Here is a 19,349-nt window from a genome sequence, read left to right on the forward strand (position 1 = left end):
TACGTTGCGGGCATGTCTGGGCGGTCGGTAGGGGAAGAGATCCAGGCGTTCGTCGCTGCGCGCGAGTGGGCACAGTTCCACTCGCCCGAGAACCTGGCGAAGAGCATCGCCATCGAAGCCGGAGAACTCCTTGAGTGCTTCCAATGGAACGCTGATGCACCCCGCGAGCGAGTTCTCGACGAACTGGCCGACGTCTTGACCTATTGCCACCTGCTGGCCGCCAGCCTCGACGCCGACCCGGACCAGATCGTGCTCGACAAGCTCGAGGTCAGTCGTTCGAAGTACCCGGTGGACAAGGCTCGCGGCCGATCCGAAAAGTATGACCAGCTTCCGGATTGAGCGGTTCGACTTCACAGGAAGCGAGCTGCGTCAGTGGGCCGACACCGATCCTCGACATCACAACTGGCCCGTCGTCTACGCGCTGAACGCTGACGGGACGTCCTCCGAAGCACGCGAGATCTACGTGGGCGAGTCCCTGAACGCGATGAGCCGACTCGCGCAGCATCTGACCACCGAGAAGCGGAGGCTCACCTCCGCGTCGGTGATCGTCGACGATGAGTTCAACAAGTCGGCGTGTCTCGATCTCGAGTCGCGCTTGATCCGTCTCTTCGCTGGCGACGGGAAGTATCAGGTCCTCAACCGCAACGACGGCATCACCGAGGCGGACTACTACGACCGTCAGCGCTACCAAGCCAAGTTCGACGAGATCTTCCGTGAGCTGCTCGACAGCGGGCTGTTCACACAGGACCGCACTTCCATCGAGAACTCCGACCTCTTCAAACTCTCTCCTTTCAAAGCGCTCACGGACGAGCAGGCCGGCGCCGTCGCCAACGTGCTCGACGGGTTGTTCGATGATCTCGAGCAAGACCGGACCAGCACCACGGTGCTCCAGGGCGAGCCCGGCACCGGCAAGACCGTGATCGCCATCTACCTGATGAAGCTGTTGGAGGACATCCGAACCACGGATCCAGCCGAGGCAATGGAATTCGAGACACAGTTCGACGACTACTTCATGCACGGATTCGCGGAGCTCTTGGATGGCTTCCGGGTCGGCATCGTCGTGCCACAACAATCCCTGCGAAAGTCCGTCGAGCGGGTGTTCCAGAAGACTCCTGGGCTCGCCCCGGCGATGGTCCTCACTCCGTTCCAAGTGGGTGAGTCGGAGGGCTCATATGACCTTCTCATTGTGGACGAGGCCCATCGCCTGAACCAACGCTCGAACCAGCCGTCGGGAGTGCAGAACAAGCGCTTCCGGGACATCACGACGCGGATCTTCGGAGTCGACGACAGGTCGAAGACCCAGCTCGACTGGATCATCGCCAAGAGCCGACGGCAGATCCTTCTCATAGACCCCGAGCAGTCGGTGCGTCCCGGCGACCTGCCGCGAGCCACGCTCGACAGCCTCGTCGGCGTCGCCAAGTCGAGCGGTCGCTACCACCAGCTCTGGTCACAGCTGCGCGTGCGCGGCGGCGACGACTACGTGAAGTGGGCGAAGTCCCTGCTCTCTGGCCGACCCGAAGAGGCCCGCTCCTTTCCGGACTACGACCTGCGCTTCTTCACGGATCTGGGAGAGATGCGCACCGCGATCCTGGAGCGGGAGCGAGAGACAGGCCTCGCTCGTCTCGTCGCCGGCTACGCCTGGGAGTGGAAGAGCAAGAACGACAAGCATGCGGTCGACATCGAGATCGATGGCATCGAACTCCAGTGGAACCGAACGGCCACGGACTGGGTGAATAGCAACGGGTCGATCAACGAAGTCGGCTCGATCCACACGATTCAGGGATACGACCTCAACTACGCCGGCGTCATCATTGGCAAGGACGTGCGGTACGACCCAGTCGAACGTCGCGTGCACTTCGACCGCGCCAACTACTTCGACAAGAAGGGCGTCGAGAACAACAAGCAGCTCGGCATCACCTACTCCGACGAGGACGTCCTTCGGTATGTGCGCAACGTGTACTCGGTGCTGCTGACGCGGGGGATCCGCGGGACCTACGTGTACATCTGCGATCCGGCGCTGAGAGAGCATCTGCGCTCAGCGTTCCCGTAGCCGACTTGGGCTTTCAACCCGGCTACTCCTTCGTCGCGAACGGCACGATCACGTGTGGTGCGCCGTGGTCGGTCGCCGAGAACGTCGTAGGCGGCACCTAGGGTTGGGGGCGTGGATGGTCACCCCAAGCACTCGCCAGCTAGCACACCACCGGTCCGTTCGAGTCGCCGTCTCTATGCTGCCTCGGATCAGCTCCGTACCTGTCGGACCCCCTGCGTATGGTGGTCTCAGCTTCCCCCGCTGAGAGAACTGAGCAACCGCGTGGGGGACCTGTCGTGCGCAGAGGGACAAGTAGACAGTTGACGATGTTCAAGGAGGTTGCGACCGTCGAGATGCAGAGTGATTCCCCGTGCGACCGTGCCACTGCGACCACCAGAACCATTGACCTCTTTGCTGGCGCTGGCGGGCTGAGCCTCGGCTTCCACCTGGCCGATTTGGGCTACCTGCCCGTCTTCGCCGTGGAGCACGAGCTGGCAGCAGCCAAGACGTTCGAGCGGAACTTCGGCTGTAAGGTCTTTGCCGGTGACATCGAGGAGGGGCCGCGATACCCCGAGGCGGACCTGATCATCGGAGGGCCGCCGTGTCAGGGCTTTAGTCCTCTGGGTCGAGACCGCGATGATGCGAGTCGTGCCCAGATGAACGGGCTCTGGAAGCACTTCCTCGACGCGGTGCGAACGATTCGACCGAAGGCCTTCGTGATCGAGAATGTTCGCGAATTCCAGCGTTCTGCCCAGTTCGCCGAGTTACTGCATCTCCTCGACACCGATTCGGAGCTCTCTGCGTACACGCCGGCCTACGGAGTGCTCAATGCAGCCGACTACGGCGTCCCACAGACGCGGTTGCGGGGAATACTGGTGGCGGTTCGAGATCACGACGGTGAGCTCCCGTGGCCGCCACCACCCTTGCGAGGCCCGGACTCGCCCGACGATTACCCATATCGGACGGTACGGGAAGCGATCGGAGATCTTCCTCCAATGACCTCGGGCTTCGACCCGTACTTCGATGATGAGAGTCGCCAGCACCTGCACTTCGGGCGGCGCCCGACGCAGAAGTCGCTCGAGCGGTACCGAGCGATTCCACCCGGCGGAAACCGGTTCGATCTAATGGAGCGCCGCCCCGACATCACGCCTGCGTGCTGGGCAAACAAGCCGACAGGGACGACAGACGTGATGGGACGACTCTGGTGGGACCGGCCGTCGGCGACGATCCGTACCGAATTCTTCAAACCGGAGAAGGGCCGATACCTGCATCCCGTGGAGGATCGAGTTATCTCGCATCGCGAGGGCGCTCGGCTTCAGTCGTTCCCCGACTGGTACCTGTTCGAGGGCACCAAGATCGAGATTGCCCGCCAGATCGGCAACGCCGTACCGCCGCTCCTCGGGGCCGCGATCGCCCGCTACGTCTACAAGCATGCCTTCGGTCCAGAGCCTCGGTAAGTGCTCGACGACGCTGCACTCGGTCGGGCGGTCGACTGGTTCCTGACGCAGCCCGACATGGCGCAGCGCTTCGCAGGCGCGATCCGTCAGAGCTTCGACGAGGTGTTCGACGGCCAGCGCACCGGCCGCTACTCGCTCGATCAGCTGTCGAAGGTCGAGAAGACCTACATCGGGACCAAAGTGGAGATCGTCGTTCAGGCCGAGTTCGGCCTTCAACGCGGCCAGCGGATGGACTACCTCGTTGCCGGCGAGGAGGTCGACGCCAAGTGGTCGATGAGGTCGGGGGGCTGGATGATTCCGACGGAAGCTGTCGGTGAGCTCTGCCTGTGCATGACAGCCGACGACAGCCGGTCGGTCTTCTCCGTCGGCCTGGTCCGGGCCAACGAGGATCGACTTCGTACGAGCAAGAATCAGGACAAGAAGCGGCGCCTCAACGACAACGGCGTCACGGCTCTGCGCTGGCTCGAGGAGAACGGGAAGCTCGACGAGAATCTCCTGTTGCACCTCGACAATGCGACTCGATCGGCAATTCTCGACTATGGGCTGAGCGGCCAGCGGCGCGTGAATCAGCTGTTCCGCCTCGTTCAGAGACGAGCGGTCCGGCGCGAGGTAGTCCTTACCGTGGCGCAGCAGGACGACGGGCCGAAGAGGGTGAGAGATGCTCGGAAGCACCTTCAGCCCGAGGGAATCGTTCTGCTCGGCCACCAGGGCAGCCACCCTCGATTGGCTGACGCTTGGGGTCTCACGACGCCACCAAAGGGATCCTGGATCGCGGTTCGAGTAGCGCCGTCACCTGGGCCTGGACCTGGTGTCGCCGAGATCGCCGACAGCTTCTGGCGAGTCGCAACCAACGCCGACCCGATTCGACCGGGGCCGCGTCGTTATCAGTAACAGCGCGCGAAGTTGGTGTGTAGTGAGACGCCCGCTCCCTTCGAGCCGATCTGTCACCAGGCGACTGACCAAGCAGGCGACTCGCGAAACGGCGCCTGAGTTTGGCGCTACCTCGGCACTAGAACCGGATCCCTCGCAACATCGCCGCCGGTACGATCGACGAAGAGGGCTAGAAGACCACCTGGACGCCGAGCAGCTCAGCGCCTTCCTCCAGCACGTCGCCGAGAACCGCTACCTGACCCCGTGGCTGTTCCTCGCCACCACCGGCTGCCGCCGAGGCGAGTGCCTCGGGCTCAAATGGTCGGACCTCGACCTCGACGAGGTCACAGCGGTGATCTCTCGCCAGGTGACGGCGGTCGATCACGAGGTCATCGTCAAGGACCTGCCGAAGACGAAGCAGGGCCACATGATCGTCCTCGACTCGGAGACGGTGGCCATGCTCCGACGCTGGCGGGCGACTCAGAACGAAGAGAAGCTCCTCGTCGGGCCCGGCTACGTCGAGGAGGGCTACGTGTTCTGCAAGCCCGACGGCACGGTCTACGACCCCGATCGGTTCAGTCGGGAGTTCATCCGGAAGCAGGAGCGCTACAACCGGGACCAGGTCGGCCAGCCGCTAGCGCGGCTGACCCTCCACGGGCTCCGCCGCACCTGGGCGACGCTGGCTCTACACGAGGGTATCGACATCAAGATCGTGAGCGACCGCCTCCACCACTCGAGCACCTTCATCACGCTGGAGATCTACACGCACGTCACGCCGCCGATGCAGAGCGACGCCGCGGAGCGAGTTGCAAGCAGGATCTTCAGTCGATGATTGCGACCCTGCGCCAGGCCGTCTACTTCCGACGCTCCGTTATAGGTGTTTGCATCCGCATCCATTGGCTACACCGTTAGCAGCGCTTTCGATCCTGCTTTCGTTCATACATCCGGGCATCGGCCAGGTCCGTCAACTCCTCCGGCGATTGCGCGTCACTGGGACAGCTGGCGACACCCCAGCTAAAGGGTGTGGTCTCCGTAGAGAGGCCCTCTAGAACTTCATCGAGCTCGTCACTGGAACGCACGGTCGAGAGGAACGCGTACTCATCTCCAGCCCATCGGTAGGCGTAGTCGCCGGCGACACATGCCTCCGCGAGTGCAGCAGCAACGCGTCTCAGGAGGTCGTCGCCTGCTGCGTGACCGTCGTTGTCGTTGATCTGCTTCAGGCCATCTACATCGATCATCGCGACTACCAGCTGCCCACCTCGGTCGACGAGCCCATCGAGATCCTCCGCAAACGCCACCTTGTTTCGCAGTCCCGTCAAGGCGTCCCGTCGGGTCTGGTAGTCCAATGCCTTGAGCGCCGCAACGTTGACGTAGAGAAGGGCACGACCGAGGACGATTCGCAGGCGCCTATCGAACTCAATCCGAACCTCTCTCGTGGACGTGACGCGTATAGAGATGGCTTCGCAAAGCGCCATCAGCTCACGACTTGCGAGGCCTGCAGCACCCGCCCTCGAAAGGATCTCATCCGCAGCAACTGCCAACTCCCGGATCTCCTCCTCGAAACCGAAAGGCTCGTAACACGCGTCAAGAACCGAGTCGACAGTGGTCAGATCGGAATTCAACTCCTCTACGGCTGCTAACACAGCGTCCTCACGACAAAGCGCGGTCCACGCGTCCAGGACCGCGGTGCGATCAATCGAGTCAAGGAGCTCGCGGAGTTCCGACTCAACCTCTGCCACGACACAACCTGCGGTTCTAGCGGGGCCAGGTAGAAGGTGCAGCGTCGGCAAGGATGTCTTGCATCGACGAGATCGCGTCCGGCGTCCACTCCGAAAGCGCGCATGCGGCCTCGGCGAGCGGGCGATGAACCTCCTGAAGCGCTTCACGCTTGGCTGGCCAGCCGATCGGCAGGTTCTGCGCCAGCTCGTCGGGCAGAATGAGAACGTTTCCAAGCCGGTGCGCCCAGCTCCCGACGGTCTCCGCGTCAAAGGCGGGCCATTCGTCAGGAACAGCCTTCCGGGGCAGCACGTTGACGGCCGAGTGCACAGCGTCCTGCTCCATCGTCACGATTCCCGGCTTCTTCACTCCCATCAAGCTCAGTTCGCAGGCTTGGACGAGGTACTGCGAAAGCCTCAGCTTGTTCATGCGGCGGTTGCGCATTGCGCTGTGAAACTCGTCATCACTCGGTACAACGGTGTCCAGGATCGAGCGAATCTCGTCAACATCGCGAGCCTTTCCGACGCGGAGCGCGACTGCGACCTCCGCGTAGTACCGCTCAAGGGTGCCTCCACCGATGCCGCCGACGATGAGGCCGCGCGTCAGCCAGGAGACCAGATGCTCAAGGACGTCCGTCAAAACCGGCCCATCGAGTACGTCAAGAGCCGCAAGCGCCAGCGGCCGGTACTGCTCCAAGCCCAGCCGATTCAAGGTGTACGGCAGGTCGTGACCGACGCCCTTCTCAACCCATCGCTTGCTCAGCGGGTCAAGAAGTGCCGTGTAGTTCGGCGCAGACGCAGCCAAGGCCGCAGCAACTTCGCTAGCTGCCGCAGGCGACTTCACGCGGCGCTTTATGTGACGGTAGAGATCTCGCTCCCGCACGGCCCCATGGGACGACATCCAGCTGTGCCGAATGAAGGTCTTGATGGCCTCTTCATCTGCAGCCGATTGGATCACTGTGTCCATCTCGGCCCACGCCTCCTGCACTTCGTCTGAACGCGCCTGGGAAATACCGAACAGATAGTTCTTCAGTAGGTCAGCGATGTTCAGCGGAAGGCCGCGGTCATTGAGCGTCTCAAAAATCAGGTACGCATCCGCGTCCGAAGCAACTTGGACAATGATCAGCCGAACGCTCGATTCCAGCGCACTCACAATGGAGAGAAGCTGCTCGGCCCAGTTTCGTCCTGCGCGTCGAACCTCGCGGTCGACGTGCTCCTCAAGCGCCTCCATGGCCTCGCTTAGCCGCCTGTGGGATGCAGGCGACTCCACGGTGATGGTCGAGTCCCTCTCGAAGATGATTCTCCGGAAGTGAGGATCGTCCGTGGCATTCAGTCGTAGTCGAGGGAGCACCTCAGCCGTCCGCAAGTCACGAGCGATTAGGTATTCGCTCTCGATGACACTTGCTCGATCCTTGTCTTCGTGGTCGAGAAAGGCGTTCCGCACGGCAGCAAGCAGAAGCGAGGCTGTGGCAAGGCGCTGTTGACCATCGATCACGCTCCGCTCGTCGCCCGACTGAGCCAGAACGATCGTTCCCAAGAAGTACTCGGGGTCGTCCAGGACGAGTGCAGATCGGAGGTCGTCCCACAGCGCGTTGACCTCGTCGACTCGCCATGCGTAGGAGCGCTGAAATGACGGAACTGTGAGCCGGCGGCCACCGAGTAGCTCGGCCAGCCCCCCTTGCTCAAGACCGATCGACCTGTTCATCTCATTCAGCAAGTCAGCATTCCAATTCTGGGCGACCGGACTCCGCTTCGGGCGTTCTCCTCACGTTGATGAAGCGAACGCACTGTCACATCCAACGATAGGCGGGCGAGTACGAGCCTTGCTGACCAGCTGCCCATCGGACCCTGCGTACGAGCGCTCGGACTGCCTGGTCTCACGGTCAGGTCACGCAAGTTTGATGACAAATTGCCGACAAGCGGCCTTCTGGTCGGTCGTCCAGAGGGTGTGAGCTGGGGTTTTGTGGTGTCGGAGGGGGACTTGAACACCTGGTCGCACCACCCTTGAACGCTCGAACGGGTCTGCCCTGAGTTTGGTTGACGGTGGTTGTGACTGATCATGCCGCGTCGGCGGCGGAGTTGGTTGGGGTTGTGAAGGCGAGTTCGAACTCGACTGGGGTGAGCTTGCCGAGACCGCGTTGACGGCGGCGACGGTTGTACGTGTGTTCGATCCAGCGGATGATCTCGTAGCGAAGCTCGCTGCGAGTCCGCCATCGCTGCCGATCGAGGACGTTCTTCTGCCGCAGCGAGAAGAACGACTCCATCGCCGCGTTGTCACCGGCGGAGGCGGCTCGGCCCATCGACCCGGACATCCCAGCGGCAGCGAGGACGCTGCGAAATGCTCGAGCGCGAAATTGACTGCCGCGGTCGCTGTGAACCACCACGGTCCCGGCTGGTTGCCGCCGGGCGATCGCCGCTCGGAGCGCTGCGACGGCGAGCTGGGCGGTCATGCGTTTGTCGATCGAGTAGCCGACGATCCGGTTGGAGAACACGTCTTTGATCGCACACACGTAGAGCTTCCCCTCAGCCGTGGGGTGCTCGGTGATGTCGGTCAGCCACACCTCGTCGGGGCGTGACGCAGTGAAGTTCCGTTGCACGAGATCGTCGTGGACGGCGGGGCCAGGTCGGCCTTTGCCGATCCGGCCCTTCTTCGTGGTCGTCGACCAGACCTTGTGCTGGCGACACAGCCGATGCACCCGACCCTCGCCCACGACATGGCCGGCTCGTTCGAGCTCGTCGGCGATGAACCGATACCCGAACTCTGGGTCGTCGGCGTGCACGTCGACGATGGCGTTCACCAGGTGCGCGTCGTCCCAGTCGCGGTCACAGACCGGGTTCGCTTGCCACTTGTAGAACGCCTGGCGGCTGAAGCCGAGGACCCCGCAGGTCGACCGCACCGGGATGCCCTCGGCGGCCAGTTCTTGGACCAGCGGGAACATCATTTTGGGAGCTGATCCGCGGCGAAGTAGGCGGCGGCGCGACGGAGGATCTCGTTCTCCATCTCAAGGCGGCGCTTCTCGCGGCGCAACTGGACGAGCTCGTTCTGTTCCGCGGTCGTGAGGCCGTCGCGGATGCCGTCATCGACATCGGCCTGTTGGCACCAGCGGCGCACCGACTCGACCGAGATCCCGAAGTCGGCAGCGACCTCGGCCTGGGTCAGATCACCACGGCGAGCAACGGTGACGACGTCACGCTTGAACTCCGGAGGGAACTTCTTGGGCATGGGAACATCCTTCCCGCCCGGACACACCGGGCGTAAGAGATGTCAACCAAACCCGGGGCAGACCCAACGCCTCGGCGAGAACTGGTCGCTGTGACTTCCAAGTCAGCACCAGCATGGAAGGCCGATACGTCCGAGACGTGACTCCCCGGTTCCGTCTCAGCGCACCCGGGAACAGGTCGGGACCCAGTAAGACGGCGGGTACCCGGCCATCGCAAGCATGTCGTCGGCAAGGTCGTGGTCGACACTGTCAGCGACGGCGTCGTGCAGGTCGGCGATGAGGCTGATCGTCGCGAGAGGATTCTTCGTCATGTCGAGCGAGCGCGGGCGCGAGCCGAGTAGCTGCAACAGCGTCGACGCGTTCGTCGAACCGAGCCAGTTCGTCAGGCCTTCCTCGAGCGAATCGATCTGCTCAGGTGTCGCCATCGCAAACAACGGTACCCGTGGATCTGGACCTCTCGCTGGTGTTCGCCGACAGGACCGACCTCGTCATCGAGATGCTCCGCACCGACCACGACCGCCTCGCCACCAAGCACGACCTTGCGCTTGTCAGGGACGACCTTGCGTTGATGGAGGCCCGCCTCACCGCGACGTTCGAACGTCAGGTGCACGAGGCGTTCGGTGCGCAGACGCGCACGATGCTCATCAGCCTCATCAGCGCGCTGGTGTTGATCGTCGCCACCAACGCCCTGGCCGTCTTCGCCGGCTGACCGCCGGATACGGCGGACGGATCGTCAGGCGTCGTCCCCCTACCGTGACGTCGATGTACCGCTTCGACGCCGAACTCTGGCTGCACACCGGCCAGGCGGCCTGGTACTTCGTCACGCTGCCCGAGGACGTGTCCGACGACATCGAGGCATGGACGGTCGACGAGTCCCGGGGGGTTCGGATCGGTGCGGGTGCGGGTCACGGTCGGCGCGACCACCTGGGCGACGTCGGTCTTCCCCGACTCGAAGCGGAGCGCCTACATCCTCCCGATGAAGAAGGCCGTGCGGAAGGCGGAGGGCATCGACGACGGCGACACGGTGTCGATCGGCCTGGAGCTCGTCGACGTCTGCCCCCCGGCGGATATCTCGTGTGCGCACGACCGGCGCCTGCGGGACACTGACGTCGATGCGTGACACCCCGCCGGCGATCGGACACCGCATCGTCGTCACCGGGCTGGCGGGGTCCGGCAAGAGCACGCTCGGGCTGGCGCTCGCGGCCGAGACCGGCCTGCCGCTCATCCACCTCGACCTCGAGTTCTGGAACCCGGGCTGGACGGAACCGTCGGAGACCGAGCGGCGCGACCGACAACGCGCCGTGCTCGACGGCGACTCGTGGATCGCCGAGGGCAACTACCACGAGACGCTCGACGTCCGGCTCGAACGCGCCGACACCGTGGTGGTGCTCGACATGGCCTGGTGGCTCTGCTCCGCTCGGGCGTTGCGGCGCGGCTTCCGGATGCCGGCGGAGTTGCCCGAGGGATGTACGTACACGCGCTGGCAGCGGTGGCGCGACGAATGGCGACTCGCCGTGCGCATCTGGCGTCAGCGCCGCTCGGAGCCTGAGCGAGAACGCGAGATCATCTCGCACCACGGGACGCATGCCGCGGTCCACGTACTGCAGTCCCGACGAGCGGTCGACGAGTTCCTCGACCGGTGCCGCGGTCCGGTGGACTGACGGGGCGTCGCCGGCGCCGGTGGTGGTCATCGTCGGATCTGCGACGCCGGCCACGCCGTCACGACCGACCCATACGTATACATGGAGGTGGTCGATGGACGACGTGAGGAACAGGGCGGAGACGTACGAGGCGACGATGCCGGGCGATCGCGACAAGCGACGTGCGGTGGTCGAGGTCCTCGAGGCCCATGACGCCGACGACGAGATGATCGCCGCCGGCCTGTTGCACGACGCAACGCTGCTCGGGCCGGGGCGGGTGCCCGACATCAAGGGACACGTGGGCATCAACGTCGCCGCGATGGTCCGCGGGGTCGGGCGCAGCGAACCGCCGTCGGCCGACCCCGACACGTGGAACGCCCAGGAAGACGTCCACCACGACCAGGTGTGTCGTCTCCCCGCTCGGCCGTTGTACGTCGCCGCCGCCGTCACCCTCGTCGAATGTCAGCAGTTGACAGTCGACCTGTTCCTGAACGTCGTGACCGTGGACGACGTCCCCGACATCGTCGACCGGGTGCGGACCGTTCGACGCAAGGTCGAACACATGGAGCGGGCCCTCGACGGCGACGACATCGTCGACGAGCTCGGCTGGGCGATGGCCGGCGCCACCGTCCTCGCCACCGAGAAGGTGCCCGACCTCGAGGAGCAGATCGTCCGACGAGAGCAGTCGCGTAGCTGGCCCAGCGGCATCGGCATGAGACCGGGCACCTCGCCCCAGTGCTTCCTCCTGTTGGCCGAGCGGGGCAAGACATCGACGGCGGGCCGCGGCATGCGGATCCGCAGGACCCACTGCCAGTACTGGGACGGGACCGAGCAACGCTGGGTCACCGACGACTCGTGCTGGACCTACGTCATCGGCGACGACCGGCGCGAGGCGATCGAGGTGACGGCGTTCGAGATGGACGAGTTCCTCGCCGGCAACTGGGTTCCGCTCGAGGACCAGGGCTACTTCGTGCCGCCACAGATGCGGCCGTCGCACCTACGGCCATCGGTCCGGCCGTGACCGGCCGCACCTTCGGGCGTCGGCGTGATTGGATCACCCCATGGGCAATGAGCAGCGATTCGACCTCCGCTACAGCTGGACGAAGTGGCCGTTGACGATCCTGGGCATGGGACCGAAGCGATCGTGGATCGAGGTCGACGACTCCGAGGTCCGCGTGCGGATGGGTTGGGCGTTCTCGGCCACGATCCCGCGTGACGCCGTCACCGACGCGTCGGAAGAGCCGATGAAGGGGTGGCTGGGGATCGGCGTCCATGGCTTCGGCAGCCGGTGGCAGGTGAACGGCGCCCTCGGACCCGGCGTGGAGTTCACCATCGATCCCGCCGTCCGCTCGCGCGTGGCGTTCTTCTTCGTCCGTCTGCGGATGCTGCGCGTCGGCGCCGCCGATCCTGCCGCCGTGATCGCAGCGCTCAGTCGCTGAGACGCTGGAGGAGCTTTCGGGCGTTGGAAGCGACGGACTTCCGAGGGTCCTCGGCGAGCCGCTGCGCATGAGGTTCGAGCCAGCGCCGGAGTTCCTCGTCGTCGTCGGACCATGCCCCGAGGACCTTCATCGAGTTGTTCAGCACGATCCAGTCGTCGTGCGCGGCCAGGTTGCGCTGCATGATCCGGATCGCGCCGGACCGCTGCTCGTCGCTGAGGAGGCCACGGGTGAGATCGAAGAGCAGTGCCAGCGTCCACTGCGTCGATGCCTGGTCGATCGCCGCGACGTCACCCTGCAGTCGGTCCATGAAGTCCATGGTCCAGTCGGGATGGGCGATGGTGATCCGCTTCATGGCACTGGACACCCGGAGCCGCACGACCTCGTCCTCGCTGAAGTAGCACGAGTACAGCTCGCTCATCCGCTCGCGGTCGGCCAGCACCAGGTCGACGACTTCCTCGGTGCGCCCGATCGAGTTCGGGTGGCCGCCGGTGAGCATGGATTCGAACGCTTCGCCCATCTCGTCACCTCACCCTCATCACGGCCACACCTTCATCGAACCACGCGCACACCTCGATCCGTCATGATCGTGCGGTGCGAGTCGACACTCCTGGGGGCACGTGGCACGTGCGGCGACGTTGGGCGCCCCGGCACCTGGGCGCCGACACGATCTTCGGTCGGTTCTGGAAGCGCACGCGCACGGTGCGTCGGCGAACGACCGAGCTGGGTGACATCCCCGATCCCGGATGCGCGCCCGACATCGGCGAGGCCATCGTCGTCTTCATCGTGGTCGTCCTCGTCGTGCTGTTCCTGATCTTCATCGGTATCCCGTTCCTGATCGCGCTGGGCGAGCTGCTCCTGATCCTCGTGTTCGCGCTGGCGGGGCTGATCGGGCGTGTGCTGTTCCGCCGGCCCTGGACGGTCGACGCCGTGAGCCCCGACGGCGAGCACACCACGTGGTCGATCGTCGGCTGGCGGACCAGCGCCACGGCCCGGCAGTTCATCGCCGACCGTCTCGCTGCCGGCGGCGGCGTTCCCACCACGACCGAGGTCGACGCCGCCGTCCTCGCGTCGTAGCGCCCCTCGGTGTCCGGGGGTTCTTGTCAGACCCCGTGCGTATCGTTGTCCGTACTTCCCCCTTCCAGTTGCAGAATCCTGAGGAGCGACCATGCGCACAACGCGCTGTTGGTCGGGGGACGTCGTACGCCCGTGGCGACCATGAGTCCCCCGACGGCCAGTCCGCCGACGATGGACGAGGCGTTGGCCGTGTTGGAGGCGGCTGTCGGCCTGGTCCAGACCGCCCAGCTCGACGCGGCCCCGGCCACCGAACTGTCGTCCGTGCGACGGTTGGAGAAGGTGCGGCGACGTCTCGACCACGGCACCGACCGTGCCGCCGGCCATCTCGACACGAGCGCGGCGTTCAGTCTCGACGGTCATCGCCACGCCCGATCAGCGTTGAAACATCTGGGCCGTCTGCCGGGTTCGGCTGCGCTGGGTCGGGTGACGACAGCACGGGCCCTGCGCGATCTTCCGGCGGTCGAGGCCGCGTACGCCCGGGGCGACATCCCGACCGGGCATGTCCGGGCGATCGCCCGGGCGGTCTCGAACCCACGGGTCAGCGACTTCGTGGCGGTGGCCGATCCGATCTTTGCCGGGCAGGCGAGCGAGTTGCCCTATGACGAGTTCTGTTCGTGGCTGCGGGAGTGGGAGTCGTTGGCTGATGTCGACGGTTCGGCCGAGGCCGCGGAACGCGTCCATGAACGGCGCTGCTTCTCGTTGTTGGAGAACGAGATCGACGGATCGTTCACCTCCGCCGGTCACCATGGCGCGTTGCAGGGGTCGGCGATGAGCGAACTGCTCGACGTCTACGAACGAGCCGAGTTCGAAGCCGACTGGGCCGACGCCCGAGCCGTCCACGGTGCCGACGCACGAGCCGAGCACCTCGCCCGCACCCCAGCGCAACGCCGCGCCGACGCCCTGTTCGAGATCTTCCGACGCGCCGGCGCCGTCAGTGGTGATGCACGTTCGCCGGAGCCGCTGGTCAACATCGTCGTCGACCAGGACACGTTCGAGAACGAACTACGACGAGCAGCGGGCGAGCCGGTCGAGACCGATCCGAACGAGACCGAGGGGCGTCGATGCCACACCGTCGGCGGTGCCACGCTGCACCCCGCCGACGCGGTCGCGGCGGCGATGATCGGTCACGTACGACGGATCGTGGTCGACGCCGCCGGCAACGTGATCGACGTGGGCCGCAAGCGACGGTTGTTCACCGGATCGGCTCGAGACGCCGCCCTGTTGCAGTCGCTGCTGCGAGGTCCGGGCGGTCTCCGCTGCCTGTGGCCCGGCTGCGACGGACGGGGCGGTTGTCTCCAGGTCGACCACCGAGAACCCGCCGCCCGGGGCGGACCCACCGACATCGCCAACAGCGAAACGCTGTGCGGAACACACAACCGGATCAAGGAACGAGGGTTCCGACCCGTCCGCGACCCCGACGGCTCGTGGACGATCCATCGACCCGGCACGGGCGGGCCCATCACCCCGGCGATCTGACCTCCGATCGACTGACGCCGAACCAGCGGCACCGACGACCGGCCGGCGACGGCCGGGGTTCGGTCGCGCCCACGCTCCTAACCTCACGGTGTGTATCGCTTCGAGGCCGAACTGTGGCTGCACGCCGGTGACGCGGCCTGGTACTTCGTGACCCTGCCCGACGACGTGTCGGACGACATCGAGGCCCGCAGCGACGGCAGCACCCGCGGGTTCGGGTCGGTGCGGGTGGAGGTGACGGTCGGGGCCACGACGTGGGCGACGTCGGTCTTCCCCGACACCAAGCGCGGCGCCTACATCCTCCCGGTGAAGAAGCCGGTGCGGAAGTCCGAAGGCCTCGACGACGGCGACGTGGTCACGGTCGAGCTCCGTCTGATCGACAGCTGACACTTCTGGCACATTTTGTGCCGAATGGTGTTCTACGTCGTCGAGCAGCGGGTAGGTGCTCTCCCGTCACGCTTGTCGCACCAGGAGAAGAAGCACACCATGTCGGGCCGAGCCATCGTCTTCGCCGGAGTCGCATCCATCGCCGTCGTCCTCATCGGGGCGGTCTTCGCGGCCGCCACCCTCGTGGTCGTCGGGATGCTCAGTTCCCTGGTCGCCGGCATGCTCCTGGTCATCAAGACCGACGACACCTCGCAGCCGATGGGCCAGTTGCTCTTCGACGACTCGCGCGTCTGAACCGTCAGCCGCCGGCCTCGACCACGGGGTCGGCGAGCAGCGCCGGCGGGATGCGCCCGCCGCGGTCGCCGTCCGTCGCGTAGCGGCGGGCCGTCTGCGCTCGATCGTCGTCGCCGGCGACACCCCACGACTCGGCCGAGCGACCCCACCGGGCGTAGGTCTCCTTGCGGTCACGTAGCCGCTCGGCGCGGGCCGCACTCCGCCCGTGGGCGATGGCGTCGACGGTCGCCCGAAGTCCCCGCGAGGGTCTCGCTTCGTCGGGCCGGTCGGTGACGTCGAACGACGCTCCGGCCAACAACGACGGCGGGACGAGCAGTCGGGCCACGGCATCGCCGCCGTCGTCCAGCAGTGGCGCGGCGGCCACGATCACACCGTCGGCGTCGAAGGTCCGCGCCCACACACGGTCGACGAGGTCGGGACGCCCGGGGATCCGCACCTCGGCCTCGGCGTCGCGGGTGTTGCGGGCCGCGGCCTCGAGCACGTCGAGCGACTCGGGCAGCGTCGACACGTCGACGGGGCGCAGGCGCGACACGGGGGCCGAGCGCCGCATCTCGGTCGCCTGCAGTGGAGCCGATGCCGGCATCGCGGCGTCCGCCACCCGGCCGGAGCCCGCCGGATGTCGCTGGTCGCGACCGTCGACGATGGCTCGCATGGCTCGCCGATGGTCGTCGGTGAACAGCGGATCGAGTTCGCGGACGACAGCGCGCAAGGACCGCAGGTCGATCGAGACGTCGGGCGACCAGACGTCGGCGAGCAGGTCGGCGCCGCGGCGGGCCATGTCCTGCGCCCGCCGTTCGAGGTCGAGGCCGTCGATCCCCAGACCCGCCGCCGCGGCATCGAGCAACGACAACGCCACGACCAGGTCCGAGGCCGAGTGGTCGACGGCGTCGCCGGCCGCGAGGGCGTGGCGAGCGAGTGCGGGGGCGAGGCCCGGTTCGGTCGGGTCGGTCCCCCGGTCGAGCTGAAGGACGCGGTCCTCGTCGAAGCGGTCGTACCGGGTCGACGGCAGCGGTCGTACCCCGCCTCGTCGGAGCGAGAGCAGTGCGGTCGCCCGCTCCTCCCCGACCAGCGCGGCGAGCGTCGCCAGCGCTTCGAGGCTCGGTTGGCGGGCCCGGGCGGCATCGACCCAGAGTCCGACGAAGGTTCCGGGCGCGGCCACGTCGACCTCGAGCTCGACCCCTCCGGGCAACGAGAGTCCGACCGTTCCGGCGGGGCCGGGCACCCAGTCGCGGGCGGTCCACCCACGGCCTTCGCCGTCCCACTCACCGACCATGGCCCGACTCTCGATCAACGGTTCAGGCATGGGCACCTCCCGGGCCGAGGCCTTCGTCGAGGGCGACGGACTGGAGCACCTCGGTCTGTGCTCGCGCCCATCGACTTCGGCGCTGACGGATGGCGGGCGTGTCGTCGTCGGCCCACCACCCGCGACGTCCTGCGTAGAAGAGGCCGACCCAGGCGGCGGCCTCGGACGCGGTCGCGCCGCCGAGCGGTTGGGGGCAGTCGGCGGCCGGTGCGGCCGGATCGAGTGGATCGACGTGGGCCAGGACGGCGAGCGCACCGGCCGCCGGGAGGAGCGACGCTCCGCCGAGACGTCGGCCCAGTTCGGCCCGCAGCGAGGCCGTCTGTTCGAGGGCCACCAGGTCGAGCTCCGGATCGGCGGCAGGGTCGGCGGGATCAGCGAGGTCGACCGCCTGCACGTAACCGTCGTCGTCGGTCCGCTCGAACGGGACCTCGGCGCGACGGATCGTGCCCCGCAGGACGTCGGTCACGCGACGTCGGAGCACGGAGGTGACGAAGGCCTCGACGTTGTCGACCTCGGTGCCGGCGGCGACCGCTCGGTGGACGGCGATGAGCGCCTCCTGCACCACGTCGTCGACGTACGCGGCGGGCAGCCGCCGACGGGCGACGAGTCGCTCGGCGTAGCCGCGCCCGCGGCCGGAAAGGAACGCCTGCGCGTCTTCGATCATCCCCACGCTGCAACGGTACGGGGGTTCTGTGACAGGTGCCTGCGACGGGTGCTGTCACACCGTCGCGTCGTCGACGACGGAGAGGTATGGAACACAACGACAACCTCATCCCCCGCCCCCACTTCTTCGTGCTGCTCGACCGCTCGGGTTCGATGGAGACGATGCGTGCCGACGTGATCGGCGGGTTCAACAACCTGCTCGCCGAACAGCGTGACGCCGACAAGGGAGGCGGCCCCGACGCACGGCTCACGCTCGTGCAGTTCGACAGCCAGGATCCGCACGACGTGCTCGTCGACGGCGCCCGCATCACCAAGGTGCGGCCGCTGAGCAACCGGACCTTCGTCCCTCGGGGCGGCACGCCGTTGCTCGACGCCACCGGCCGGGTCATCACCATGGCCTCGGTGCGTGAACAGCAGCGGGCGACGCTCGGCAAGCGGCCGGAGGTGACGACGATCATCACCATCACTGACGGCCACGAGAACCAGAGCCGTGAGTTCCGCCGCCGAGACATCCTGCGTCTGGTGAAGGAGAAGGAGGCCCACGGCTGGACGTTCGCCTACCTCGGTGCGGGCATGGACGCCTACGGAGAGGCCGGCGGGATCGGCTACGACCACCGTTCGACCATGTCGTTCGCACCCGACGGGACCGGCGCGGTCGAGGCCTTCGCCAATGTCAGTCGGGCCATGACCGCCCGCCGCGAGAAGCTCCGCAAGCGGGAGTCGTACGACGTCGCCGACTTCTACGAGGGCGACAAGGGCGCCGAGGCCGACCGCGACCGGCGTGGCCGGTGACCCATCTCAGCCGGCGGCCTCCCAGAGGCCGTCGGCGAGGCCGCTGATGGTGTCGGGGAGGGCGAGCTTCGAGCGCCAGTCGGCGGGGATGCCCGACTCGCCCCAGAAGGCGCCGGCGAGCTGGCCGCAGATGGCGGCGGTGGTGTCGGCGTCGTCGCCGAGGTTGGCGGCGGCGAGGACGGCGTCGCGATAGGTGTCGGATCGGGCGAAGGCCCAGAGGCTGGCTTCGAGCGCGGCGACGCAGTAGCCCGTGCCCTTGATCTCGGGCGGCTCCTTGGTTCGGTACGAGCCGTCGACGATGGCGCGGACCTCGGGATGGAGGTCGAGGTCGGCGAACCGTGCGGGGTCGAGGATCTCGTCCTCGCTCCCGCCGCCGATGGCCACGGCGATCATGGTCCCGTAGACCTGGCAGCACTGGACGGGGCGGTCAGCGGGATGGGTCGTGCGCGACGACTCGGCCGAACGCTCGCCGGCCAGCGCGGGGTCGGCCGCCCACCGCATCGGGACGGGCGCGAGGCGCATGAGCGAACCGTTGGCCGCGGCCTCCTGGTCGACGACGGGAGCCGTGACCGTCTGTTCGTTCTTCCAGCGCAGGATGGCCTTGGTGGTGGTGAGGCCGATGTCGAAGCACACGCCGGTCGAGCTCAGGTGCCCGTCCTTCCACCACCGGTGGTAGCGGGTGAGCTGGTCGGCGGGGTCGAGGTCGCCGCCGGACTCGACGATCGACTCGGCCAGGCACAGCGCCATCGACGTGTCGTCGGTCCACTGGCCGGCGGTCAGGCCGAACGGGCCGCCACCGACCATGTCGTCGATGGGCTGGAAGGTCCCGGGGCGCTTGAACTCGAGGGTCGTGCCGACGGCGTCGCCGGCGGCGAGGCCGACGAGGGCACCGCGGAATCGGTCACGGTCCAGCTGCATGTGCAGACGGTACGGGTCAGGCGTGACCCGTCGCCGGGGACGCGGCCGGGTTCTTGTCGGTACCCCCGTCGTAC

The 19,349-nt window shown here is 66.5% G+C and carries 23 protein-coding genes and 1 pseudogene; 16 read left to right on the forward strand and 8 right to left on the reverse strand.

The genetic code is table 11. The features are described 5' to 3' along the window. The first annotated feature begins 12 nt into the window (after window positions 1–12). The 5 genes from AB8619_RS17145 (at window position 13) to AB8619_RS17165 (ending at window position 5,188) form a co-directional block, all read left to right on the forward strand. The gene (locus AB8619_RS17145) at window positions 13–339 is read left to right on the forward strand and encodes a nucleotide pyrophosphohydrolase (RefSeq protein ID WP_436796402.1); all 327 of its coding nucleotides are present in this window, start codon (window positions 13–15) and stop codon (window positions 337–339) included. After that, window positions 320–2,050 (forward strand): DNA/RNA helicase domain-containing protein, encoded by a 1,731-nt coding sequence (locus AB8619_RS17150; protein ID WP_436793846.1) that lies wholly within the window; start codon window positions 320–322, stop codon window positions 2,048–2,050. Before AB8619_RS17145 ends, AB8619_RS17150 begins: the two co-directional genes overlap by 20 nt. A gap of 305 nt (window positions 2,051–2,355) precedes the next feature. Then, a complete protein-coding gene (locus AB8619_RS17155; protein WP_436793847.1) occupies window positions 2,356–3,486 on the forward strand; it encodes a DNA cytosine methyltransferase in 1,131 nt (376 codons plus the stop codon). Next, entirely contained in the window at window positions 3,487–4,377 is an 891-nt protein-coding gene (locus AB8619_RS17160; protein WP_436793848.1) for a NaeI family type II restriction endonuclease, read from the forward strand. A 22-nt stretch (window positions 4,378–4,399) separates the two neighbouring features. Beyond that, the gene (locus AB8619_RS17165; protein ID WP_436793849.1) at window positions 4,400–5,188 is read left to right on the forward strand and encodes a site-specific integrase; all 789 of its coding nucleotides are present in this window, start codon (window positions 4,400–4,402) and stop codon (window positions 5,186–5,188) included. 76 nt (window positions 5,189–5,264) lie between these two features. Here the strand turns inward: AB8619_RS17165 and AB8619_RS17170 are convergent, their stop codons facing one another. The 4 genes from AB8619_RS17170 to AB8619_RS17185 form a co-directional block, all read right to left on the reverse strand. Continuing rightward, on the reverse strand, window positions 5,265–6,095 hold the full coding sequence (locus AB8619_RS17170; RefSeq protein ID WP_436793850.1) for a GGDEF domain-containing protein: 831 nt from the start codon (window positions 6,093–6,095) through the stop codon (window positions 5,265–5,267). 16 nt (window positions 6,096–6,111) lie between these two features. Then, window positions 6,112–7,788, reverse strand: coding sequence for a GmrSD restriction endonuclease domain-containing protein (locus tag AB8619_RS17175; protein WP_436793851.1), 1,677 nt, complete (start codon window positions 7,786–7,788; stop codon window positions 6,112–6,114). 340 nt (window positions 7,789–8,128) lie between these two features. Continuing rightward, window positions 8,129–9,294 (reverse strand): IS3 family transposase gene (locus AB8619_RS17180; protein WP_436793852.1). Its coding sequence is split into 2 segments (ribosomal slippage): window positions 8,129–9,024 and window positions 9,024–9,294, totalling 1,167 coding nucleotides; the frame shifts between segments, so codons are not numbered across the junction. Between the two features lie 156 nt (window positions 9,295–9,450). Next, a complete protein-coding gene (locus AB8619_RS17185) occupies window positions 9,451–9,726 on the reverse strand; it encodes a hypothetical protein (protein ID WP_436793853.1) in 276 nt (91 codons plus the stop codon). Between the two features lie 8 nt (window positions 9,727–9,734). Here AB8619_RS17185 and AB8619_RS17190 point away from each other — a divergent pair, with 8 nt between their 5' ends. From AB8619_RS17190 to AB8619_RS17215, 6 genes and pseudogenes are all read left to right on the forward strand, one after another. Beyond that, window positions 9,735–10,001: a hypothetical protein gene (locus AB8619_RS17190; protein ID WP_436793854.1), complete on the forward strand. Its 267-nt coding sequence runs from the start codon at window positions 9,735–9,737 to the stop codon at window positions 9,999–10,001. Between the two features lie 53 nt (window positions 10,002–10,054). Next, a pseudogene (locus tag AB8619_RS17195) lies at window positions 10,055–10,105 on the forward strand (hypothetical protein); the annotation flags it as partial. 85 nt (window positions 10,106–10,190) lie between these two features. Next, on the forward strand, window positions 10,191–10,412 hold the full coding sequence (locus AB8619_RS17200; protein WP_436793855.1) for a DUF1905 domain-containing protein: 222 nt from the start codon (window positions 10,191–10,193) through the stop codon (window positions 10,410–10,412). Continuing rightward, a complete protein-coding gene (locus AB8619_RS17205) occupies window positions 10,405–10,953 on the forward strand; it encodes a hypothetical protein (RefSeq protein WP_436793856.1) in 549 nt (182 codons plus the stop codon). Before AB8619_RS17200 ends, AB8619_RS17205 begins: the two co-directional genes overlap by 8 nt. Window positions 10,954–11,089: 136 nt before the next feature. Then, entirely contained in the window at window positions 11,090–11,953 is an 864-nt protein-coding gene (locus AB8619_RS17210; protein WP_436793857.1) for a hypothetical protein, read from the forward strand. 40 nt (window positions 11,954–11,993) lie between these two features. Beyond that, a complete protein-coding gene (locus AB8619_RS17215; RefSeq protein ID WP_436793858.1) occupies window positions 11,994–12,371 on the forward strand; it encodes a hypothetical protein in 378 nt (125 codons plus the stop codon). Here the strand turns inward: AB8619_RS17215 and AB8619_RS17220 are convergent. Continuing rightward, window positions 12,361–12,888, reverse strand: coding sequence for a hypothetical protein (locus tag AB8619_RS17220; protein ID WP_436793859.1), 528 nt, complete (start codon window positions 12,886–12,888; stop codon window positions 12,361–12,363). The genes AB8619_RS17215 and AB8619_RS17220 overlap by 11 nt on opposite strands. A gap of 74 nt (window positions 12,889–12,962) precedes the next feature. On the opposite strand from AB8619_RS17220, the gene AB8619_RS17225 reads away from it, so the two are divergent. The 4 genes from AB8619_RS17225 (at window position 12,963) to AB8619_RS17240 (ending at window position 15,599) form a co-directional block, all read left to right on the forward strand. Beyond that, complete coding sequence (locus AB8619_RS17225; RefSeq protein ID WP_436793860.1) at window positions 12,963–13,445, forward strand: hypothetical protein; 483 nt, start codon at window positions 12,963–12,965, stop codon at window positions 13,443–13,445. A gap of 141 nt (window positions 13,446–13,586) precedes the next feature. Beyond that, window positions 13,587–14,921, forward strand: coding sequence for an HNH endonuclease (locus AB8619_RS17230; protein WP_436793861.1), 1,335 nt, complete (start codon window positions 13,587–13,589; stop codon window positions 14,919–14,921). Between the two features lie 90 nt (window positions 14,922–15,011). Then, window positions 15,012–15,305 carry a DUF1905 domain-containing protein gene (locus tag AB8619_RS17235; protein WP_436793862.1) on the forward strand — a complete coding sequence of 98 codons (294 nt, stop codon included), beginning with the start codon at window positions 15,012–15,014 and terminating at the stop codon, window positions 15,303–15,305. Window positions 15,306–15,329: 24 nt separating this feature from the next. Continuing rightward, complete coding sequence (locus tag AB8619_RS17240; RefSeq protein WP_436793863.1) at window positions 15,330–15,599, forward strand: hypothetical protein; 270 nt, start codon at window positions 15,330–15,332, stop codon at window positions 15,597–15,599. A gap of 4 nt (window positions 15,600–15,603) precedes the next feature. On the opposite strand, the gene AB8619_RS17245 is transcribed toward AB8619_RS17240, so the two are convergent. Next, window positions 15,604–16,902: a hypothetical protein gene (locus tag AB8619_RS17245; protein WP_436793864.1), complete on the reverse strand. Its 1,299-nt coding sequence runs from the start codon at window positions 16,900–16,902 to the stop codon at window positions 15,604–15,606. Further along, a complete protein-coding gene (locus AB8619_RS17250) occupies window positions 16,895–17,566 on the reverse strand; it encodes a sigma factor (protein WP_436796403.1) in 672 nt (223 codons plus the stop codon). Before AB8619_RS17250 ends, AB8619_RS17245 begins: the two co-directional genes overlap by 8 nt. A gap of 86 nt (window positions 17,567–17,652) precedes the next feature. On the opposite strand from AB8619_RS17250, the gene AB8619_RS17255 reads away from it, so the two are divergent. Next, complete coding sequence (locus AB8619_RS17255) at window positions 17,653–18,357, forward strand: vWA domain-containing protein (protein WP_436793865.1); 705 nt, start codon at window positions 17,653–17,655, stop codon at window positions 18,355–18,357. Window positions 18,358–18,363: 6 nt separating this feature from the next. On the opposite strand, the gene AB8619_RS17260 is transcribed toward AB8619_RS17255, so the two are convergent. Next, window positions 18,364–19,275 carry an ADP-ribosylglycohydrolase family protein gene (locus AB8619_RS17260; protein ID WP_436793866.1) on the reverse strand — a complete coding sequence of 304 codons (912 nt, stop codon included), beginning with the start codon at window positions 19,273–19,275 and terminating at the stop codon, window positions 18,364–18,366. Window positions 19,276–19,349 lie beyond the last annotated feature (74 nt).

Source organism: Actinospongiicola halichondriae (genome assembly GCF_049103745.1).
Lineage (GTDB): Bacteria > Actinomycetota > Acidimicrobiia > Acidimicrobiales > Salinilacustritrichaceae > Salinilacustrithrix > Salinilacustrithrix halichondriae.

Bases quoted from the DNA above. Each gene is read 5' to 3' on its own strand.
- AB8619_RS17145 (WP_436796402.1), top strand. From the start codon at position 13: ATGTCTGGGCGGTCGGTAGGGGAAGAGATCCAGGCGTTCGTCGCTGCG.
- AB8619_RS17150 (WP_436793846.1), top strand. From the start codon at position 320: ATGACCAGCTTCCGGATTGAGCGGTTCGACTTCACAGGAAGCGAGCTG.
- AB8619_RS17155 (WP_436793847.1), top strand. From the start codon at position 2,356: ATGTTCAAGGAGGTTGCGACCGTCGAGATGCAGAGTGATTCCCCGTGC.
- AB8619_RS17205 (WP_436793856.1), top strand. From the start codon at position 10,405: ATGCGTGACACCCCGCCGGCGATCGGACACCGCATCGTCGTCACCGGG.
- AB8619_RS17210 (WP_436793857.1), top strand. From the start codon at position 11,090: ATGCCGGGCGATCGCGACAAGCGACGTGCGGTGGTCGAGGTCCTCGAG.
- AB8619_RS17215 (WP_436793858.1), top strand. From the start codon at position 11,994: ATGGGCAATGAGCAGCGATTCGACCTCCGCTACAGCTGGACGAAGTGG.
- AB8619_RS17220 (WP_436793859.1), bottom strand. From the start codon at position 12,888: ATGGGCGAAGCGTTCGAATCCATGCTCACCGGCGGCCACCCGAACTCG.
- AB8619_RS17230 (WP_436793861.1), top strand. From the start codon at position 13,587: ATGAGTCCCCCGACGGCCAGTCCGCCGACGATGGACGAGGCGTTGGCC.
- AB8619_RS17240 (WP_436793863.1), top strand. From the start codon at position 15,330: ATGGTGTTCTACGTCGTCGAGCAGCGGGTAGGTGCTCTCCCGTCACGC.
- AB8619_RS17245 (WP_436793864.1), bottom strand. From the start codon at position 16,902: ATGCCTGAACCGTTGATCGAGAGTCGGGCCATGGTCGGTGAGTGGGAC.
- AB8619_RS17250 (WP_436796403.1), bottom strand. From the start codon at position 17,566: ATGATCGAAGACGCGCAGGCGTTCCTTTCCGGCCGCGGGCGCGGCTAC.
- AB8619_RS17255 (WP_436793865.1), top strand. From the start codon at position 17,653: ATGGAACACAACGACAACCTCATCCCCCGCCCCCACTTCTTCGTGCTG.
- AB8619_RS17260 (WP_436793866.1), bottom strand. From the start codon at position 19,275: ATGCAGCTGGACCGTGACCGATTCCGCGGTGCCCTCGTCGGCCTCGCC.